Source organism: Kurthia massiliensis, assembly GCF_000285555.1.
GTDB classification, from domain to species: domain Bacteria; phylum Bacillota; class Bacilli; order Bacillales_A; family Planococcaceae; genus Kurthia; species Kurthia massiliensis.
Genome location: NZ_HE610996.1, coordinates 398,248 through 418,055, shown reverse-complemented (window position 1 = coordinate 418,055; position 19,808 = coordinate 398,248). Strand labels below are relative to the sequence as shown.

20 protein-coding genes are annotated in these 19,808 nt (G+C 39.7%); 18 read left to right on the top strand and 2 right to left on the bottom strand.

Going from position 1 to position 19,808, the window contains the following annotated elements; translation table 11 throughout:
• Positions 1-34 precede the first annotated feature (34 nt).
• Positions 35-307, top strand: a complete 273-nt coding sequence (locus KMHG_RS02455; protein WP_026021977.1) for a YlbG family protein — start codon at positions 35-37, stop codon at positions 305-307.
• A gap of 94 nt (positions 308-401) precedes the next feature.
• Here KMHG_RS02455 and KMHG_RS02450 read toward each other — a convergent pair whose 3' ends face one another.
• Positions 402-791: a DUF7147 family protein gene (locus tag KMHG_RS02450; protein ID WP_010286606.1), complete on the bottom strand. Its 390-nt coding sequence runs from the start codon at positions 789-791 to the stop codon at positions 402-404.
• Between the two features lie 54 nt (positions 792-845).
• Between KMHG_RS02450 and KMHG_RS02445 the strand changes: the two genes are divergently transcribed.
• The 4 genes from KMHG_RS02445 (at position 846) to KMHG_RS02430 (ending at position 4,499) form a co-directional block, all read left to right on the top strand.
• Entirely contained in the window at positions 846-2,276 is a 1,431-nt protein-coding gene (locus KMHG_RS02445) for a hypothetical protein (protein ID WP_010286605.1), read from the top strand.
• A 14-nt stretch (positions 2,277-2,290) separates the two neighbouring features.
• Positions 2,291-2,854, top strand: a complete 564-nt coding sequence (gene rsmD / locus KMHG_RS02440) for a 16S rRNA (guanine(966)-N(2))-methyltransferase RsmD (RefSeq protein ID WP_010286604.1) — start codon at positions 2,291-2,293, stop codon at positions 2,852-2,854.
• Between the two features lies 1 nt (position 2,855).
• Positions 2,856-3,344 carry a pantetheine-phosphate adenylyltransferase gene (gene coaD, locus KMHG_RS02435; protein ID WP_010286602.1) on the top strand — a complete coding sequence of 163 codons (489 nt, stop codon included), beginning with the start codon at positions 2,856-2,858 and terminating at the stop codon, positions 3,342-3,344.
• A 102-nt stretch (positions 3,345-3,446) separates the two neighbouring features.
• Entirely contained in the window at positions 3,447-4,499 is a 1,053-nt protein-coding gene (locus KMHG_RS02430; protein WP_010286599.1) for a SepM family pheromone-processing serine protease, read from the top strand.
• Between the two features lie 37 nt (positions 4,500-4,536).
• Here KMHG_RS02430 and KMHG_RS02425 read toward each other — a convergent pair whose 3' ends face one another.
• Positions 4,537-5,718 carry a nucleotidyltransferase gene (locus KMHG_RS02425; protein WP_010286596.1) on the bottom strand — a complete coding sequence of 394 codons (1,182 nt, stop codon included), beginning with the start codon at positions 5,716-5,718 and terminating at the stop codon, positions 4,537-4,539.
• Between the two features lie 128 nt (positions 5,719-5,846).
• Here KMHG_RS02425 and KMHG_RS02420 point away from each other — a divergent pair, with 128 nt between their 5' ends.
• From KMHG_RS02420 to ftsZ, 13 genes are all read left to right on the top strand, one after another.
• Positions 5,847-6,377, top strand: a complete 531-nt coding sequence (locus tag KMHG_RS02420) for a YceD family protein (RefSeq protein WP_010286594.1) — start codon at positions 5,847-5,849, stop codon at positions 6,375-6,377.
• A 24-nt stretch (positions 6,378-6,401) separates the two neighbouring features.
• On the top strand, positions 6,402-6,575 hold the full coding sequence (gene rpmF, locus KMHG_RS02415) for a 50S ribosomal protein L32 (RefSeq protein ID WP_010286592.1): 174 nt from the start codon (positions 6,402-6,404) through the stop codon (positions 6,573-6,575).
• A 223-nt stretch (positions 6,576-6,798) separates the two neighbouring features.
• Positions 6,799-7,569: an enoyl-CoA hydratase/isomerase family protein gene (locus tag KMHG_RS02410; RefSeq protein WP_010286590.1), complete on the top strand. Its 771-nt coding sequence runs from the start codon at positions 6,799-6,801 to the stop codon at positions 7,567-7,569.
• 122 nt (positions 7,570-7,691) lie between these two features.
• Positions 7,692-8,057 (top strand): DUF3397 family protein, encoded by a 366-nt coding sequence (locus tag KMHG_RS02405; RefSeq protein WP_010286588.1) that lies wholly within the window; start codon positions 7,692-7,694, stop codon positions 8,055-8,057.
• An 80-nt stretch (positions 8,058-8,137) separates the two neighbouring features.
• Positions 8,138-9,736 (top strand): bacillithiol biosynthesis cysteine-adding enzyme BshC, encoded by a 1,599-nt coding sequence (gene bshC, locus KMHG_RS02400; RefSeq protein WP_010286585.1) that lies wholly within the window; start codon positions 8,138-8,140, stop codon positions 9,734-9,736.
• A gap of 415 nt (positions 9,737-10,151) precedes the next feature.
• Complete coding sequence (gene rsmH, locus KMHG_RS02395) at positions 10,152-11,090, top strand: 16S rRNA (cytosine(1402)-N(4))-methyltransferase RsmH (RefSeq protein WP_010286576.1); 939 nt, start codon at positions 10,152-10,154, stop codon at positions 11,088-11,090.
• A 15-nt stretch (positions 11,091-11,105) separates the two neighbouring features.
• Positions 11,106-11,504 (top strand): cell division protein FtsL, encoded by a 399-nt coding sequence (gene ftsL2, locus KMHG_RS02390; RefSeq protein ID WP_010286575.1) that lies wholly within the window; start codon positions 11,106-11,108, stop codon positions 11,502-11,504.
• Positions 11,501-13,696: a penicillin-binding protein gene (locus KMHG_RS02385; protein WP_010286573.1), complete on the top strand. Its 2,196-nt coding sequence runs from the start codon at positions 11,501-11,503 to the stop codon at positions 13,694-13,696. The genes ftsL2 and KMHG_RS02385 overlap by 4 nt, the downstream gene beginning before the upstream one ends.
• A 141-nt stretch (positions 13,697-13,837) precedes the next feature.
• Positions 13,838-14,812: a phospho-N-acetylmuramoyl-pentapeptide-transferase gene (gene mraY, locus KMHG_RS02380; protein ID WP_010286570.1), complete on the top strand. Its 975-nt coding sequence runs from the start codon at positions 13,838-13,840 to the stop codon at positions 14,810-14,812.
• A 1-nt stretch (position 14,813) separates the two neighbouring features.
• The gene (murD, locus tag KMHG_RS02375; RefSeq protein ID WP_010286566.1) at positions 14,814-16,169 is read left to right on the top strand and encodes a UDP-N-acetylmuramoyl-L-alanine--D-glutamate ligase; all 1,356 of its coding nucleotides are present in this window, start codon (positions 14,814-14,816) and stop codon (positions 16,167-16,169) included.
• 20 nt (positions 16,170-16,189) lie between these two features.
• Entirely contained in the window at positions 16,190-16,987 is a 798-nt protein-coding gene (locus tag KMHG_RS02370; RefSeq protein ID WP_010286563.1) for a cell division protein FtsQ/DivIB, read from the top strand.
• A 205-nt stretch (positions 16,988-17,192) separates the two neighbouring features.
• Positions 17,193-18,509, top strand: a complete 1,317-nt coding sequence (ftsA, locus tag KMHG_RS02365; protein WP_010286560.1) for a cell division protein FtsA — start codon at positions 17,193-17,195, stop codon at positions 18,507-18,509.
• A 52-nt stretch (positions 18,510-18,561) separates the two neighbouring features.
• Positions 18,562-19,761 carry a cell division protein FtsZ gene (gene ftsZ, locus KMHG_RS02360; RefSeq protein WP_010286559.1) on the top strand — a complete coding sequence of 400 codons (1,200 nt, stop codon included), beginning with the start codon at positions 18,562-18,564 and terminating at the stop codon, positions 19,759-19,761.
• Positions 19,762-19,808 lie beyond the last annotated feature (47 nt).

Genomic DNA, 19,808 nt, shown 5'->3' with positions numbered 1-19,808 from the left:
TGGTATGCTTTGAGGTAGAAATGAGGGGATTTTCGTGAGAGAGAGACAAGGATTAATTGTTTATGTACATCATTTAAAACAAGCGAAATCATTACGCCGTTATGGTCATGTACATTACATATCACGTCGTGCGAAATACGTCGTACTATATTGCGATATGGATGACATTGAAACGATTACAAATAAATTAACACGATTACCATTTGTGAAAAATGTAGTACCTTCGTACCGTCCGTTCGTAAAAACAGAGTACGAAAATGCAAAACCAGACAAAGCAAAAGAATATGATTATAAAGTCGGATTATAAAAAAGCGTAAAAAATGACCTGCACGTGCCGATAATAGTTAAAATAGGTTTTTTAGTCTATAAAAATAAGCACTACTATAGTAGTGCTTAATGGTTTAACCTAGGTTTGGAATATAATGATAGAGACGTAGTATGCCGATTAAATATTGATAATAAAGCGTTGTATCTACGTATACAGAAGAGTGTTTCACTTCTAAAGTGATTAGCGTTTGATCTGCAGCTTCGATTGCCTCTTTAAATAGGTCATAGCGCTGAGATGTTTTTTCAGGGTTGTAAGGAATACCTTCGCGACACACATAAATAGGCATAAATTTACTTTCGCCTACAGGCTTCAATGCGACTGCAAATGAAGCGACTTGTTTGCCATTTTTTTCAGATACGAAAACGAAGGTATTGTGGATACGATCTTTGTTCGTTTGCATAATCTCTAGCAACTCGTACAAATCTCCATATCCTTGTCCTAATTCAATAAAGCGTTCGATCATTATAAATACACATCCTTTCCTATAAATATTATCATGATGCAGGGGGATTCGCACATGAAAAAAGTAGCGGTTATATTATTTGCGCTGTTGATATTTGTAAATGGTTTAATGTTAACTTTTCAATATCACGTTTTTTCAGACAAAGTAGAAGATACGACCCAATCGTTTGACTACAATCAAGTCATCGATGTAACGTATCGGGGGCAAAAGTTGATTATTAAACAAACATTTACTGATTTACCAGAGACAGAAATGTCTATTTCCTGGCCGAAAAAGCATAACACTGGCAAAAAGTGTGTAAAAAATGCAGAAGGTGATCCAGTAGATTGTGAACGTCTCGATAAAACGATGACGCAGTTTAAAAAAGGCAATGCCACAACGCAACAAATTCAATATACGCTACCACTAAAACAAAAAATTACATCGGGTACGTTATTGACGAACATTTTTGCGACGCTGAAACATGGCGTCGTGAAAAATACACAAATTCATATTACCGATGAAAATAAAATTGGTGGTCAATGGTTTACAGGCTTACCACGCGTAGCGTCTAAAAAGTTATCGTTAATTCAATATTCGTTCTTTAGCGGGAACGGTTCAGCTTACGAGTTGTATTGGCACCATATCAAGATGAAAAAAGCATTTGCAAGCGATGAACTAACGATTTATGGTCGTGGTCTCGTAACGGAAAAAATGCAACAAGCATTGGCAAAAGCACCATTAACGAGTGCGAACCATATAGACATTATTCAATCAAATAAAGCACAAAATGGGACGCGCATTTTATTCGTAAAAAATATTCGTGATACACGTCTCGTTGAAAAAATCGCATTAAATCAAGTGAAACAACGTTACAAATTTACATCGACACCTTGGTTGCCAGAACTCGTCGCATCATTTTTAACGGGTGAAAAGTTTGGCGATGCAAAAACGCACAAAATGGTGACGACGATTGATAGTTATATGACGGTTGATCAACGTAAACAGTGGAAAATGGGCTTAGTGAAATTAGAGGGCAAAAAAGTATCGACTGAAAAATTAGACCGTTTATTAAGTAAAACGCTTAATTCTTCGACGTCATACTTTACGTTAAATGCATCGAAAAAATCGATTGCACCGTTATTATTCGAAGATAATCGTAAAATTTACGTTAACAAAGTGCAGCAAAAAAATATGCGTGTTATTTTAAAAGATGGACGCGTATTGTATGCTGTCGCGCCATTATTTGATACACTAGGCTATAAGACGAAAAAAGGGGCAAATGGTTATTACGTTCGCAATCAAGCACAAAGTTATCGTTTCCCAATGACGTCAAATTTCTATGTATATAACAACAAGCGCTACGACATTGCCTCACAACCTTTTGAGGTGTATGCAGGAAGTTACTATATCGAAGAAACGTGGTTAACGCGTCTGTTTAGTGCAGATATTGAAAAAGGCGATAATCGCATCGATATAAACATTTCGGATGAAGCGCTGAAATAAAGAGGTATCGAATGATGAGAGTAATCGCAGGTGAACGAAAAGGGATGCCGTTAAAAGCAATTAACGGCAACACAACACGTCCTACAACGGATAAAGTAAAAGAATCAATGTTTAATATTTTAGGACCGTTTTTCAATGGTGGTACAGTATTAGACTTATTTGCAGGAAGTGGTGGTTTAGGAATCGAGGCGTTAAGCCGCGGTATGGACCATGCCATTTTCATTGAAAAAGATGGCAAAGCGTATGTTAATTTAAAAGAAAATATTGTGAAATGTCGTTATGAAGATGTTGCAGAAACGTACCGTAACGATGCAACGCGCGCGTTAAAAGCATTAATTAAACGCGAAGTTCAAGCAAATTTAATCTTTTTAGACCCTCCTTACGCGAAGCATAGCTACTACAAAATGGTTGAAGACATTATTGTCAACAACGTAGTGGCAAAAGATGGTATTATAGTGTGTGAACATGATAATCAGTTGAAATTGCCAGAACAAATGGCGACTTTTACGAAATATCGTGAAGAAAAATACGGTAGTACGATCATGTCATTTTATCGCTTAGAGGAAGAAGGGGAATAGATTGGAGAAAATTGCAGTTGTACCGGGAAGCTTTGATCCCGTCACAAATGGCCATTTAGACATTATTAAACGCGCAGCAGAAGTGTTTGATATCGTTTATGTTGCTGTTTTAAACAATTCATCGAAACACCCATTATTTACAGTAGAAGAACGTATCGCTTTGATCGAACAAGTGACAAAGGATATACCAAACGTACGTATTGATCAGTCATCAGGTTTGTTAGTGGATTATGCACAAAGCAAAAATGCCAGCGCCATCGTACGTGGATTACGTGCTGTATCTGATTTTGAGTATGAAATGCAAATTACATCAATGAACCGCTTCTTAGATAAACATATTGAAACGTTTTTCATTATGACAAAAAATGAATATTCATTTTTAAGTTCAAGCATCGTCAAAGAAGTTGCCCAATATGGTGGCGACATTCACGGTCTCGTACCGCAATTGATTGAAGATGCGTTACACGAAAAATTTAACGTTCAAAAATAATACGAAGTCGCCTGAAAATGGCGACTTTTTTATGTACAAAAAAAGAGAAAAAGCGGTAACATAAGAAACAGTTGAAACGTCTAACAACGAGGAGGTTGTGCAATGAGTAAAAAAAGTTTTTTCACATGGGTTATTATGATAGCAATTTTCGCATTCGGATTTATGTATCCACTTCATTACTACATTATGAAACCGGGAAATGCGTACAATTTAACAGATTACGTGGCGGTGAAAGATGGAGATAAACCTGGCGAAGGCGAACTCAATATGATGACGATTTCGATGGGCGTCGCATCACCGTTCACTTATGCTTGGGCGAAAATGCATAAAGATTCTCAAGACATTATGACAGAAAAAGAAGTGCTCGGTGAAAACAAATCGAACGATGATTATAACGAGCGTCAGCTACATTTAATGACCGATTCACAATTCAATGCGAAATACGTCGCGTTTAAAAAGACGGGGCATAATTATACGGTGAAATATAACGGCATTTACGTCGCAGAAGTCGTCAAAAAATCAGCAGTGGACGGCATTTTACAAGTTGGCGATGAAGTGACGAAAATCGACGATATCGCCATTAAAAAGAACGTCACGCTGACGAATTATATTGCGAAAAAAGAAAAAGGCGATACGGTGCGCATAACATTTAAACGCGATGGTAAACTGAAAACGAAAAAAGTGACGTTAAAAGCAATTCCAGGATCGGAAGGACGTATCGGTCTCGGTATTTCTTTTGAAGAAAGCAAATCTATTAAAACGGACCCAACGGTAAAAATTGATGCCGAAAACATCGGGGGCCCATCTGCAGGACTCATGTTTACACTTGAAATCATTGATCAATTAACGAAAGGTGATTTAACGAAAGGGTATAACATCGCAGGAACAGGGACGATGAATGAAGACGGTACAGTCGGTCGTATTGGTGGTATCGATAAAAAAGTAATGGCTGCTGATAAAGCAGATGTCGATATTTTCTTCGCACCAGAAGATGATATTTCAGCATATGAAAAATATGCACCTGAATTACATGTCAAAACGAACTATGAAGATGCGAAAGCGACAGCGAAAAAAATCGATAGCGATATGAAAATCGTACCGGTGAAAACAGTCGATGACGCACTTGATTATTTAGAGGCGTTAAAAGAGAAGTAATAAAAAATCTCGACATCCGATTAGGTGTCGAGATTTTTTATATGATACGAATCGGTGGGCGACGATAATCTTCACCAGGTTGTCCGTTGCTCGCTAACATGTATAAATCTGTTGCGCGAATGTCTTGTAACAGCATCGGGTCATCACTCGCTGCCGCGCGACTTACGATCGGTAATGAAAAATCTTTTTTATGAGCTGAAATGTATGCTTGTCCTTGCTTTGTCATACCGAGTAAACGAATATAGCTAGGCATTTGTTGTGTCGCTAAGTCTGCGGACGTAAACCCTGTATAAATGTGCGTCAGCATGCGTTGTAGACGTGTCCACGTGTAGCGTTTTGATTTAATGCGCTGCATAAATGCGTCGAAAGTGTCACATGTCAGTGCTGCTTTTTTTAATAAATGTTCAATGCCTTCTGTAACTTCGGCATACTGTGCAATTTCTTCGGTGCGCAGACGTGTGAGCATGAAACGTAATGTAGGATACATCGTTTCCCATTGCATCAATGTCGCTTGTTGCAACAATTGAAAATTTTCCGGTGGCAAAAAATTTTGTACGCTTGCTAAGCCATCTTGAAAAACAGCTTGTCGAATCCCCGTTGCACTTTGAATATTCGTGCCTTCATGAATGGCATCGTGATAACCAGAAGCGACACGTGGAATCGTCATCGGTTGCATATGTGCATGTTGTTTAAAAATTTGTTCGACATAATGATAGCCGAGAATGTTATTCGGTTTCGTTAAATCTGCAAATTGTCCACTGTGCGTGCGCGCAATTTCGTTGTAAGCGGCATTTAACGCTTGAGGGTAGCTGAGACCGCTTTTGACCGCTAATTGTACATTTTGTTGAAATTTCATGTCATCGCCTTCTAAAGCGTTGTAAGTGGCTAAAAACGGTGCAATATCGCCTTCTTCGCTACCGAAAGTAATATACTGACATTTTAATGCCTCAAGAATTGCAACACCGCCTTTTGCAAAATCTACAGCTGGGGCTGTCGCGAACGCATAAGGTAATTCGACGACGATATCGACGCCATTTCGGAGCGCCATTTCCGTTCTTAACCATTTATGTGTGAAAGATGGTTCCCCTCGTTGTAAAAAATGTCCGCTCATGACCGCAATTACAACATCTGCATCTGTTAAATTGCGCGATTGTTTGATATGATGAAGATGTCCGTAATGGTAAGGATTGTATTCAACAATTACACCTGTTGCATTCATAGAATCACTCCGTTTATACTAATATTTATGATTATAAGCAGACTTTGATAGTAGTGACAAGAAAATATCTTGACATCTATTTATTCACATTATATAATCAATTTTGTTGTCTTGAGGTGATAATATATATGAAATGGGCAATCCCACAATTATCGAAATATCGCCAAAGCGGGATGCCAGTGAACACTGATGTTCAACTGGATAGCGTGATGGAGCGTAACAGCGACATCCGCGCAATTGCTCCTGTTCATGTCGAGGGTCTCGCGACTTTCGGTTCAGAGCAAATGAACTGTCATTTTCGCGTGACGACGACGCTAACGCTTCCTTGTGCACGCACGTGGGAAGATGTCGTTTACCCAATTGATATTGACATGGTGGAAATTTTCCGCTGGGGAGATATGGCTGGGCATGACGAGCAAGATAATATTCACCCTGTAGAGGGCGATGTTATCAACGTCGACCCTGTATTGGAAGAACTAATTTTATTAGAGATTCCAATGCAAGTGTATAAGGAAGATGCACAAATTGTGAATCCGACAAATGATCATTGGTCAATTATGTCGGAGGAAGATTTGGATCGTCAAAAACAAAATGACGAACAAAAAGTAGATCCAAGACTAGCTAACTTAGCTAAGTTTTTTGATCAAACAGATGAATAAACAATCTGTAAGGAGGTGCCATCAATGGCTGTACCATTTAGAAGAACTTCTAAAACTGCGAAACGTCAACGTCGTACGCACATTAAACTAGCTGTACCTGGTATGGTAGCTTGCCCTAACTGTGGCGAACTAAAACTAGCTCACCACATTTGTAAAGCTTGTGGTTCATACAAAGGTAAAGAAGTTATCAGCAAATAATTTCAGTTTTTAACTGAAAGAGACCATCGGAGAGACCATGGCTCTTTGGCGGCCTTTTCAAATTGCTGTTACGAATGTGAAAGCTCCTGCTTAGCAGGAGCTTTTTCTATTGCCGTTTTTTCCTTGAATCATAAAAGATATAAAAAATTCTTACTATTGCTAACATTCTCATAATATTGCTATGATACATGTAGTTGACGAAAAAATCAAAAGGGTGATGAATGTGACAAAGGGATATTTTTTTGAAGAAGTAGACGGAGTTTTAACATTTACGATTAATCGTCCAGAACGACGTAATGCCATTAACGATGACGTGATGCAAGGATTCCGTGAGGTAATTGATTATGTATACGATCATCCAACTGTTCGTTTTTTAGTCATTACAGGTGCAGGAGATCGTGCATTTTGTTCAGGCGGAGACTTGTCAGAGTTTCATGCGCTAACGACTGCTGAGCAAGCGTCAACGATGTTAACGAAAATGGCTGAGCTGCTTTATGAGTGGGCAACGCTACCAGTGCCAACGATTGCACTCATTAATGGGACAGCTGTCGGCGGCGGCTGTGAAATTGCGACAGCATGTGATTTCCGACTCGTATCGAGCAATGCAAAATGTGGCTTTATTCAAGGGACGTTAGCGATTACAACGGGCTGGGGTGGCGGTACGTATTTATTTGAACGTGGGCTTCGCCATGATCGCGCATTAAAGATGCTTGTAGATGCAACTGTTTACCCGGCGCGTGAGCTTTATGATATCGGTTGGGCGATGCGCGTGTTTGATGGCCGTCCAGAAGATGCGTTATCGGTCTTCATTGCAGATATGAGCAAAATTGATCCGGGCGTACATAAAGCGTATAAAGAAATGGAAATTCGCAAGTGGAAAAATGCGAAACTACACGAGCGCATTCAACAAGAGGTCGCAACATGTTCACAACTATGGGAACAAGAACCGCATTTAGAGGCTGTAGAACGCTTCTTATCAAAAAGTAAAAAATAAGATGCCTAAAAGTCGCTTGAACGTCTCAAAACGCTTCAAACGGCTTTTTTTAATTCGATTTGCAATTTCGGGAGAAACATTATTATACTTGCATAAGGTATGATGAAAGGGAGGTGGATGGAATGAGCATTTTTTCAGCGATCTTCAGTTTTTTTGCTGAATGGCCGTGGTTAGTTTTTATCGTCATTTTCTTTATGATGAAGTTATTACGACAAGGAAAGCGTGCATTCGGAGTTGCTGCCGATGTCACAACGTTTTGCTTGCTCTTTTCCATACCGCAGCTCACGAAGCGGTTGTATGATTTAGACATCGGTGTGATGACCGGCATCGTCGCAGTCGTCTTTTTAATGATGATGACGACGATTCAATGGCGTACACAACCGCAATTAAAATTTTTAAGTGTCTTGAAACTTACGTGGCGAATATTATTTTTAATGTACGTCGTGATTTATATTGTGCTATGGGCGTTGCACTTATTAATGGCATAAGCACATTTATATATTTCGCTCATAAAGTAGTGCTATACTGCTACTATGAGTGAAACATTCGAAGAGGAGTAAGAGCGACTATGAGATTGGAACAAGTTGAGTTAAAAGCGACGAATCCACTATTACATAGCTATCAGCAAAATGGTGAGATGGCGTCCTTTTTCCATTACGAACAAACACAACAAGCGTTTGAACAACGTCTTGAAGATTTACAAAAGCATCCCGTGCGTCGTCAAGAGTTAGCGGAAATTATTCGTAACTTTATGGCACCGTACGGTTTATCTGAAAAAGATGAACAACATTTAGCGGAATTAGCAGACAATGCAGTGACAGTCGTTGGTGGTCAACAAGCAGGTTTACTAACAGGTCCACTTTATTCTGTACATAAGGCGATTACGGTCATCGTGCTGGCAAATGCGCAACGTGAACACTTAGGCGTCCCTGTTGTACCAGTGTTCTGGATTGCTGGGGAAGACCACGATATCGACGAAATTAACCATACGTTTACGAACGATTTACGTAAAGTGAGCTACGGTGAAAAAACGAAGCTGAAAAAACAAGCATCGTATACAGAAGTAGACCAAGAAGCATTATCGAGCTGGGTACGTGACATTTTCATGTCATTCGGTGAAACAGCGTTAACGAAACAATTGTTAGCAGACGTTTTAGCAGTTGTTGCACAATCGACGACGTACACAGATTTCTTCGTCCGTTTAATGCACGGCTTATTTAAACAACACGGCTTATTAATGATTGATGCAGCAGATGAGGCACTTCGTCGATATGAAGCACCTTATTTTGAACGTTTAATCGATCATGCAGAAGACATCGCGAAAGTTGTAACAGCACGTGAAGCGAAACTTGTAGAACTTGGCTATCCAATGCCCATCGGTGCGACAGAAGACGCGGCAAATTTATTTTACACGCAAGACGGTGCACGTTACTTACTAGTGCGTAAAGACGGTCAATTTTTAAATCATGCAGCAAATGTTCATTTCTCAGTAGCGGATATGAAAGAACAAGCGCAACTCGGCAACTTCAGCAATAACGTCGTCACACGTCCGATGATGCAAGACATGGTATTCCCAGTGTTATCATTCGTTGGTGGCCCAGGGGAGCTTGCATACTGGTCAACATTAAAGGATGGCTTTGAAGTATTAGACATGAAAGTACCGGTATTCACACCGCGGTTAAATATCACATTCGTGACGAATCACGTACAAGCATTATTAAGCGATTTAAACGTAACGGTAAAAGAAGCACTTGAAGGTAAAATTGCTGAATTACGTGAAGCATTTAAAGCGCAAGTGTACGATAAAGAAGCGAAGCAAACGCTTGAGGCGACTAAACGTATGCTTGAAAAACAATATGCGGATTTACATGAACATTTAATTGCCAATGACTTACATTTAAATGCTATTGTCGATAAAAACTTAAATTTCCATAAGTCACAACTAGACTTTATGATGCGGAAAATCGAACAAGAAGTATTAGTGAAACACGGAGTTGCAATGCGTCGTTTTGACGATATCGAACACGAGTTATTGCCACTCGGTGGTTTCCAAGAACGTACGTATACACCGTACCCATATTTAAACGTTTACGGCGAAACATTAATCGACGACTTACTAACGCTTACATACACGTTAGATGGTCGTCATCATATCGTTTATTTATAATAAGAAAACAGGAAAGAGGTTACTTATCGCAACCTCTTTCCTGTTTTTACGTCCTATAACGTAAAAATAGAAAAAAGAATTATACTTCGTGTTGAGGAATGTCAAATTTATTATTTTTTTAGGGGATGAAAGGGATAAAATACTCATTTTTTTGGAATGTCAAATGATTGTACAGGAATTTGTGGAGCAAACCTAATTAATGTGGTACATTTACTGTATAAAGTGGGGTAGTATATAGGATGAACGCTGTATTTCCTTGAAATCATTTTCAAATTTCACCGTATTTTGCAGCGTTATTTTATTTATAGGCGCTACTTCACGTTATACTTGTTTACTCTTTCAGTACGTGCGGTACTAGCAGAGTAAACAAGTATAACGACTGAAGGATATTTTTTTTGATTTTGGAGGGACTTAAATGTTCAATCACACAACCGTATTACTAAAAGAAACAGTCGATGGTTTGAACATTCGTCCTGATGGCATTTATGTAGATTGTACGCTCGGCGGCGCTGGACACAGTGAATATCTCGTAAGTCAGCTGTCGGACGAAGGTAGATTAATTTGTTTTGATCAAGACCAAATTGCAATCGACAATGCAAAAGAGCGTTTAGCACCATATTTAGACCGCGTAACGTTCGTGCACTCAAACTTCCGCTACATTGAGCAAGAGTTAAACGCATTAGGCATTACAACAGTCGATGGGATTTTGTACGACTTAGGTGTATCTTCACCACAATTAGACGTAGCAGAACGCGGCTTTAGCTATCATCAGGATGCACCATTAGATATGCGTATGGATCAAACAGCACCACTTACAGCTTTCCACGTTGTGAATGAATGGGATTACAGCGACCTTGTTCGTATTTTTTATCGCTACGGCGAAGAAAAATTCTCGAAACAAATCGCGCGTAAAATCGAAGAAGCACGTGCGAAGAAACCAGTCGAAACGACAGGTGAACTTGTTGAGCTGATTAAAGAGGGCATTCCAGCCGCAGCACGTCGTAAAGGCGGACACCCTGCGAAACGCGTATTCCAAGCGATTCGTATTGCAGTAAACGACGAATTAGGTGCAGCAGAAGATTCATTACAACAGGCACTATCATTAATTGGTATCGGAGGACGTGTGAGCGTTATTACGTTCCACTCTTTAGAAGACCGCTTATGCAAAACGATCTTTAAAGAAAAATCTTCACTACCTGATTTACCACCAGGCTTACCAATCATTCCAGAACATTTAAAGCCAGATTTTAAATTGGTAACACGTAAGCCAATTTTACCGAGTGATGAAGAGTTAGCTGAGAACAATCGTTCACGTTCAGCAAAACTACGCATCATCGAAAGAACGAAAGCGTAGAAAGGAGTCGTTTAGATGGCATTAGCAAAACCGAAACAGGATTACATACAACAACCGTATATTGAGCAACCAGCGTCTAATCCTAATCCTCAGCAACAGCCGAAAAAGCAATCTCGCCCTGCACGTAAAAGATCTATTTTTAGATGGACAAAGTTTGAAAAATTGAGCTTTGTCGTGATGATGAGTATCGTCGCGGTATTTGCAGTGATAAATTTAAACACTCTATCATCCATTCAAGAGAAAACTGTACAAATTGAGCAAACGCAAAAGAAATTAACGACAGTCGAACTTGAAAATAATGAATTGTCTAATGAAGTGAGCAGCTTATCAACGCCAGAGCGTATTATGAAAAAGGCGAAAAAGCTAGGCCTAACATCGAATGAATCGAATGTGAAGGTCGTGTCAGGACAATGACAAAGCGTAAAAACTTATTTGGAAAACGTTGGGGAGCCTTTTTAATGCTAGGCATTTTTGGGCTCCTTTTTCTATGGATGTTCTTACGGATCGTTTTGATTCAAACAACAGGTTCTGCAGAAGGTCGAAATGTAGCATCTAGCGTAGCTGAAAAGCATACGAAACAAGAAATTATTACAGCGACACGTGGGAAGATTTTAGATAGTAAAGGCTCAGTCATTGCTGAAGATGAACAGCGTTATAAAGTGTATGCGATTATTACACCTGAAATCTCGAAAAATATGAGCAAGCCGTACCACGTAGTAGATGTCGATAAAACGGCCGCTGTGTTATCGAAATATATTGATTTAAAACAGTCTGAAATTCGCACGTTAATTGTGAAAGCCCAAAAAAATAAACGCTATCAAGTTGAATTCGGTCAAGCTGGTCGAAATTTGAAAAATAGCGTGAAGAAAGAAATTGAAGCCGAAAAATTACCAGGCGTTAATTTTGAATCACAACTCGTTCGTTTTTATCCGAACGGATTATTCGCATCGAACTTAATCGGTATCGTTAAGGAAGAAGAGTATAAAGACGAAGAAAGCGGCTTATATAAACGTCGTGTGTTCGGTGAAATGGGTATTGAGAAAATTTATGATGAAGAATTGTCAGGTGAAAACGGCAAACTAGAATATCAAAGCGATTTCTGGGGTGGCTTATTGCCAATGAAAGAATCTAATATTAAAGCAGCAAAAGATGGACAAAACATTTATTTGACGCTTGATAAAACGATTCAAAGCTTTTTAGAAGAAGCGATGTCAAAAGTCGATAAAAAATACAATCCTGAAACGATGATGGCGATTGTCGCTGATCCGAAGACAGGACGTATCGTTGCAATGTCTCAACGTCCGACGTTCAATTTACGAACGCGACAAGGACTTGAGAATAGCTGGACGAATTTATTAACGGAACAAACGATTGAGCCAGGGTCGACGATGAAGACGTTCACGCTAGCAACAGCGATTGAACGTGGCGTTTGGAACCCGAATGCGACGTATATGTCTGGTCAATACAAAGTGTATGATAAAACGATTCGCGATAGTAATCAAAGCGGATGGGGACGTATTACGTATTTAGAAGGGATTCAACGCTCATCAAACGTCGGTATGGCGAACTTGTTAAAGAGCATCGGTCCTGACAACTTTATGGATTCATTAAAGTCGTTTGGGTTCGGTTCGAAAACAGGTATTGATTTGCCGGGTGAGACGCCTGGTAAATTGTTGAATCAATATCCGATCAACCGTGTGACAACTGCATACGGTCAAGGTTCTACTGTAACACCGATTCAATTAATTCAAGCGTATAGTGCTATCGCAAACGATGGGAAAATGATGCAACCGTACGTCATTGATAAAATTGTCGATTCAAATACAGGTAAAGTACTTGAGCATCATGAGCCAACTGTAAAAGGCGAGCCAATTTCAGCAGAGACGGCGAAGCAAGTGCGCGAAACGCTTGCCACGACTGTGACAGCTGAACACGGAACGGCGAAAAAATTCGCAAGCGATGATTATACGGTGACAGGGAAAACGGGTACAGCACAAGTACCGAAAAACGGTGGGGGCTACTCATGGGGTAAAAATGAATTCCTATATTCATTCCTCGGTAGTGCACCAGCAGAAGATCCACAACTTGTGATGTATATCGCTGTGAAAAAACCGAAGTTAACGGACGAACAAGCTGGTTCAGATCCAACATCAGAAGTATTTAATGATGTAATGGGTAAAAGTTTAAAATATTTAAACGTTGAGCCGGATACAATCGATCGTGCAGATGATATATCTGTCAGTGATTACGAAGGTTTTACAGTAGCAGAAGCAAAAGAAGAAGTTGAAAACCAACAATTAGAAGCGGTTTATATTGGCGATGGGGGAACGACGATTGTCGATCAATACCCACAAGCAGGCAAATTGATTCTTGAAGGCAATCACTTATTCTTAAAAACAGATGGCGACAAAGTAACATTACCATCGTTAAAAGGATGGTCGTTACGTGATGTATTAACGTACCAATCAATGACAGGACAGACGTTCACAATTAAAGGGAATGGCTTCGTCGAAAGTCAGTCATTACCGAAAGGAACGGTGCTAGATGGCACGAAGCCACTCGTCCTTACATTGAAGAAGCCAGAATGGGATACACCCAATAAATAAATGATCACGATATGGCAGCATGTATGCTGTCATATTTGTGATTGAATTGTAAAGTGGTTTTCTTGAAAAAGACTTTTCATTTTAAAGTGAAACTACTATGATAGATAACGTATTTAAAAGTTTAAAGGAGTAGTATAAAACATGTCAGCATCAACAGTGTTCTTGACGTTAATCGTCGCATTTGCCATTTCTGTCATTCTTTCACCGATGTTAATTCCAGCGTTACACCGCTTGAAATTCGGTCAAAGTATTCGTGAAGAAGGGCCAAAATCTCATATGAAAAAAGCCGGTACCCCTACAATGGGTGGTATGATCTTCTTGATTGCCATTATTTTAACAACATTGATTATTGGAGCAGGAAAGGGATTAATTTCAACTGAATCAGTTACATTATTAATCGTTTTAGTAGGTTTCGGTATTGTTGGATTCTTAGATGACGGTCTTAAAGTGTTCTTTAAACGTAATCTAGGTTTAACTTCTTTACAAAAATTATTATTACAAATCGTCATCTCAGTTGTGGCGTACTTCTTAATTGCCAATGCTGGTGGTTTTGAAAACGAGTTACACATTCCATTCACAAACTATGATTTACATTTAGGATGGGTGTACGTATTATTTATGATCTTCTGGTTAGTAGGTTTCTCTAATGCAGTAAACTTAACAGATGGTCTAGATGGTTTAGTATCAGGTACAGGTTCAGTTGCGTTCTTAGCATACGCAATTATCGCACTTGTTCAAGAACAATACGATTTAGCCGTATTTGCATTCGCAGTAACAGGCGCATTACTAGGTTTCCTAGTATTCAACAAAAACCCAGCGAAAGTATTCATGGGTGATACAGGTTCGTTAGCACTTGGTGGCGCATTAGCCGTACTATCAATTTTAACGCACCAAGAATTATTATTATTAATTATCGGTTTAGTATTCGTTGTTGAAACAGCTTCAGTAATGATTCAAGTAGCCGTATTCAAAAAAACAGGGAAACGTGTATTTAAAATGACGCCAATTCATCACCACTTCGAATTATCTGGCTGGTCAGAATGGCGCGTTGTGCTAACATTTTGGGGCGTCGGAGTCATCGTAGCAGTGATTGCAGTGGTTGCGGAGGTTTTATAGGATGAAAAAAATAACAATGTTCGAACATAAAAAAGTATTAGTGTTAGGTTTAGCAAAAAGTGGTGTGGCAGCAGCGGAACTACTCCATAAATTAGGCGCGTTTGTAACGGTCAATGATTCAAAACCATTTGAAGAAAATGACGCGGCAAAACGTTTACTAGAACAAGGAATGCATGTTATTTGTGGCCGTCACCCAGAAGATTTACTTGATGAAGGCTTCGAAGTCGTTGTCAAAAATCCAGGGATTCCATATTCAAACATCATCGTTAAAGATGCGTTAAAACGTGGTATTCCGGTATGGACCGAGGTGGAATTAGCGTACTTAATTAGCGAAGCACCGATGATTGGTATTACAGGTTCAAATGGTAAAACGACGACAACAACATTGTTATTTAACATTTTAAACGAAGGTAAAAAACAACCTTTAATTGCCGGTAATATCGGTACAGTAGCATGTGGCGTTGCAGCAGAAGCAACAGCTGATAACGTCATCGTTACAGAGCTATCTTCATTCCAACTAATGGGTACGCAAGCGTTCAAACCGCGTATTGCGATTTGGACAAACTTGTTTGAAGCACATATTGATTACCATGGCACAATGGAAGAATATGCGAAAGCAAAATTCAATGTAACACGTAACCAAGATGAGCAAGATTTCTTAATTTACAATGCAGATCAAGAAATCGTAACAAGTCATGCAGCACAATCAAAAGCACAAAAAATCCCGTTCTCATCAACACACATTTTAGAACAAGGGATTAGCTGTGATGAGGAAAATATTTACTGGAATGGCGAAGCGTTTATGAAACGTAGCATCATTGCACTTCCAGGTAAACATAATGTTGAAAACGTTATGTGTGCGATCGCAGCAGCGAAATTACTTGATACACCACAAGATGCAATGGAACACGTATTAGCGACATTTGCAGGTGTAGAGCACCGTACACAATTCGTCACAGAATTGAACGGTCGTAAATTTTACAACGATTCAAAAGCGACGAATACATTGGCAACACGTAGTGCATTATCAGCGTTTAAACAACCAATCGTATTGCTTGCTGGTGGTTTAGATCGTGGCCATTCATTCGAAGATTTACGTGAATTTATGCCAAATGTTCACGCTGTTGTCGTATCAGGTGAAACGGCTGATCGCTTCGCTGAATTTGCAAAAGACTGTGGCGTTGAAACGATTGTCAAAGCAGAAGTTATTGAAGACGCGGTAGAAAAAGCATATGCGGTCTCTCGTGAAGGGGACATCGTATTGCTATCACCAGCGTGTGCAAGTTGGGATCAATACCCACGCTTTGAAGTACGCGGTGAACGCTTCGTGAAAGCTGTCCAAGCACTTCAGCAATAATTTAAGAAAGAAGTGAGAGCATGGAGAAAATTATCGAATTTTCTAAGTTGCAAGAAGCGGCGCAAGAGAAAAAATCTCCGTCTAAAAAACCGAAGAAACAAAAGCGTCCGCCAAAACCGATGAATAAGCAAACGAAAAAGTACATGCTTATTATGGGCATGTTAGGCATCTGCTTGCTCGCACTTCTTTACTTACAATTGCCAATTAGTCATATTGAAAAGATTACGGTAAAGGGTGCAGCGTTACAGCCGTCTACCTATTATGAGCAAAAATCAGGGCTTCATGTGAATGAATCGCTTTGGGGCTATCGCAATGAAGAAGTTATCACACGACTGAAACAGGAAAAGACCGTTCAATCGGTTACGGTCAGTCGAAAATGGCCGAGTGACATTCACATACGTGTCAAAGAATACAAACCTGTTGCTTACGTTCGAAATGATACAGATCGTTTAGAGTATGTGCTCGAAAATGGTGCCATTTTACCGATGAACAAAGAAGCTACTGAAATTGATATGCCGATTATGACGAGCTTTAAGTCAGCGGAACTTCGAGAAAAAACGGTCGTCGAATTGGCGAAACTAGATGAAGAACTCCTTCATTCTATTTCTGAAGTCACACCAAATATGTCACAAGATTATACTGATGGCGTAAGGCTTTATATGACTGATGGCTATATTGTCCAAGGTGATTTAAAGAATTTAGCAGAAAAATTACAGTATTATCCGACGATGATTGAACAGCTGAAAAAAGAGAATAAGAAAAAGGGTGCTTTAATACTCGAAGTTGGAGATTTCTTCAAAGAATATGAAAAAAAATGATTTTGTGAAAAATTTCTTCTCGTGCGTGTAATATGCGAGAAAATATGAAATAATACGTTATATACAGTGTTTCTAGGCATAGAAACAAGGGAAAAGGTATAGCGAATTTCGTAAGGAACGAAATTGTTTTCACAATATCTTTAGACAATGAAAATGTTTTGCAATAAACTATAGAATAACAGATAAAGTAAAAGGAGGTGCCGCAATGGGTGAACCAGAAGTATATGTATCGCTTGATATAGGTTCTACGTCAGTAAAATGTATTATCGGTAAAGTTAGTGATGAGGCCGTACATATTATTGGTGTAGGGAATGCTAAATCTACAGGTATTCGTAAAGGGAGCATCGTCGATATCGATGCAACCGTACAATCGATAAAACGTGCAGTTGTACAAGCTGAACGAATGATCGGTATGTCGATACATAAGGTCATTTTAGGTATTCCAGCGAATCACGTTATGCTACAAGATACGAAAGGTGTCGTAGCAGTCGTGAAGAGTGATGATAATCGTGAAATTACGTCTGATGATGTAGATCGCGTATTAGATGCTGCTCAGATGATGTCTCTTTCACCAGAGCGTGAGCAAATCAATCTTGTACCACGCTATTACACAGTTGATAGCGTGTCAGAAATTAAAGATCCACGTGGCATGCTAGGTATTCGATTAGAAGTAGATGCAACGATGATTACAACTTCTAAAACAGTATTACACAATGTTTTACGTTGCGTTGAAAAAGCAGGATTAGAAATTCAAGAAATTTACTTACAGCCTTTAGCGACAGGTGCTTTTGCTCTTACAAAAGATGAAAAAAATCGTGGTACAACATTGATTGATATCGGTGGGGAAACGACGACGATTGGTGTCTTTAAAGATGAACAATTAATCCATGCAGCTGTTATTCCAGTAGGTGGCGACAACATTACAAAAGATTTATCTGTCGTATTGCGCACATCTACTGAACAAGCAGAAAAAATCAAATTAGAATACGGACATGCTTACTTCCATGAAGCGTCTGATAATGAAGTGTTTGACGTGCCTGTAATCGGTGCCGATACGAAAGAGCAATTTAGCCAACGTTATATTGCTGAAATCATTAGCATGCGCCTTGAAGAGCTATTCGATCTAGTTTTAGATGAGTTTTATCGTCAAAACTTAACAGGTCTTCCTGGTGGCGTCGTTTTAACAGGCGGTGTTGCGAAGTTAGAAGGTATTGCTCAATTGGCACGCGACTGTCTGAAAACACGTGTACGTATTGCAGCGCCTCAATACATTGGGGTACGCGATCCGGAATTCACATCAGCAGTCAACTTAATCCGTTATGCATACGAAGACGATCAGTTCTATCGTAAACACGATACGCAATCGATTGATCCGATGATGCAACAAACACTTGATCATGACGATCAAATGGATTACGCTGCACCACAACAACCTACGCTACGCGAGGAATATGTTGAGGAAGAACCGAAAGAAAAAATTACAGACAAAGTAAAAAGACTGTTTAAAAGCATTTTAGACTAAAAAATCGTCGTAATGATATAGAGAGTGACAGAACGAAATAGGAGGAATAGAGATGATTGGTTTCGAACAGAACGAAAACCCACTAGCAGTAATCAAAGTTATTGGTGTTGGTGGCGGCGGTAACAACGCGGTCAACCGTATGATTGAACACGGCGTACAAGGCGTTGAATTCATCGCTGTAAACACTGATGCACAAGCATTACTAACATCACAAGCAGATATTAAATTACAAATTGGGGATAAATTAACGCGTGGTCTTGGTGCCGGTGCAAACCCTGAAGTTGGTAAAAAAGCTGCTGAAGAAAGCAAAGAACAAATCGAAGAAACATTACAAGGCGCGGATATGGTATTCGTTACTGCAGGTATGGGTGGCGGTACTGGTACTGGTGCAGCACCTGTTATCGCTCAAATCGCTCGCGATCTTGGCGCATTAACAGTTGGTGTTGTCACTCGTCCGTTCTCTTTCGAAGGCCGTAAACGTCAATCTCAAGCGTTAGCTGGTACAGCAACAATGAAAGAAGCAGTAGATACGTTAATCGTAATTCCAAATGATCGTCTTCTTGAAATCGTTGATAAAAACACACCAATGCTTGAAGCGTTCCGTGAAGCGGATAACGTATTACGCCAAGGTGTACAAGGTATCTCTGACTTAATCGCTGTCCCTGGTTTAATCAACCTTGACTTTGCCGATGTGAAAACAATCATGTCTAACAAAGGTTCAGCATTAATGGGTATCGGTATTGCAACAGGTGAAAAACGTGCTGAAGAAGCGGCGAAAAAAGCCATTTCAAGTCCATTACTTGAAACATCAATTGCCGGCGCTAAAGGCGTACTATTAAACATTACTGGTGGCTCAAGCTTAAGCTTATTCGAAGTTCAAGAAGCAGCTGATATCATCTCAAGCGCAGCAGCACCAGATGACGACGAAAACATCATTTTCGGTGCCGTAATTAACGACAACTTAAAAGATGAAATCGTCGTAACAGTTATCGCAACGGACTTCTCTGATTCGCACAATGCTTACCAACCACAACAACCTGGTATGCAACGTCCGTCTCAACCAGCTCGTCCAGTGCAACAAGCACCACAACAGCATCAACAAGCACCACAACAACAAGTGCAACAACCGGTGCAACCTCAATACGAACAACAAGCACCACAACAACCTGCTCAACCACAATATGAGCAACAACCACAACAAGATGAATTAGACATTCCAACATTCTTACGTAACCGTCGCAACCGTCGATAATCGTAAGTTATTATAAGTGAGTCGCACGTCGCGGCTCACTTTTTTTT